Genomic DNA, 1,117 nt, shown 5'->3' with positions numbered 1-1,117 from the left:
GCCACCAGCGTCGCCGCGGTGTGGAAGCTGCAGCAGCTCAGCCAGGAGATCGACACCATGATCGAGGACAACGTCAAGACCGAGCGTGCCGGCTCCGACTGGCTGCGCCACACCACCTCGGGCGTGCAGCGGGCGGCGGCCATCGCCAAGAGCAGCGACGCCAGCCTGATCGACTACTTCGCGCCGGCCACGGCCAAGTCGATCAAGGACACCAACGAGCTGCAGAAGTTCATCGAAGGCAAGCTGGTCAAGCCCGAAGAGCGCGAACTGCTCGAGAAGGTCGGCATGGGTGCCAAGCTGAAGGCGTACCCCGACCAGTTGTCGGGCGGCCAGCAGCAGCGTGTGGCAATTGCGCGCGCACTGGCGCTGCAGCCGGGCATCCTGCTGCTCGACGAGGTCACTGCCGCCCTCGACCCCGAACTCGTCAACGAAGTGCTGGACACGGTGCGGCTCCTGGCGGCCGAGGGCATGACGATGTTCATCGTCTCGCACGAGATGGGCTTCGTGCGCGAGGTATCGAGCAAGGTCGTTTTCATGGCCGACGGGCACGTGGTCGAGATCGGCGCGCCGCGGCAGATCTTCGACGAACCCCGCGAGGCACGTACCCGCGAGTTCGTCGGCAAGATACTGCGGCATTGATCGGCTCGTGCGCCGCTGCCGGCCTAGGCCTACTGCGGCAGCTCGGTCACCAGTCCGTTGCTGAGCCTCGAGAGCGTATAGCGCGCAAGGTTGCGCAGATGGGTGACGACCGCCTGTTCGGCTGCCTTCTCGTTGCCTGCGATGTAGGCGTCCAGGATCGCCAGGTGCTCGGCCCTGTCGTCCTCGATGCGATTGAAGGGGTCGACCACCTCGAAGAGGCGGCACAGCACGCGCAAATGGGCGATGGTCTCGGCCAGCATCGCGTTGCCGGATGCACGCGCGAACATGCCGTGAATCTCGTCATCGGCGTGCCAGTGGCTCGAGCCCTGCTGGCTTGAATCCAGGGACAGGATGTCATTGCGCAGGCGCTGCACCAAGTCTGCGGGCACATGCCCTATGGAGAGCGACACGGCCTGCGACTCCAGTCGTTCGCGCACCTGCAGGCACTGGAAGTAGTGCGACGCCGTGATGCGTCGCA

Annotated in this window: 2 protein-coding genes; one reads left to right on the top strand and one right to left on the bottom strand. The window is 65.4% G+C overall.

Annotated features, from left to right (window positions below):
• Positions 1 to 639: ATP-binding cassette domain-containing protein (locus ACSFA3_RS25140; RefSeq protein ID WP_435508062.1), on the top strand; the 639-nt coding region annotated here is incomplete at its 5' end.
• Between the two features lie 29 nt (positions 640 to 668).
• Here ACSFA3_RS25140 and ACSFA3_RS25135 read toward each other — a convergent pair.
• On the bottom strand, positions 669 to 1,117 hold a 449-nt coding region (locus tag ACSFA3_RS25135; protein ID WP_435508061.1), incomplete at its 5' end, for an FCD domain-containing protein.

It is taken from the genome of Variovorax glucosi (genome assembly GCF_051216695.1).
GTDB lineage: Bacteria > Pseudomonadota > Gammaproteobacteria > Burkholderiales > Burkholderiaceae_C > Variovorax.
Note: the sequence above shows the minus strand (reverse complement) of the source record. Positions and strands in the feature narration are given on the sequence as shown.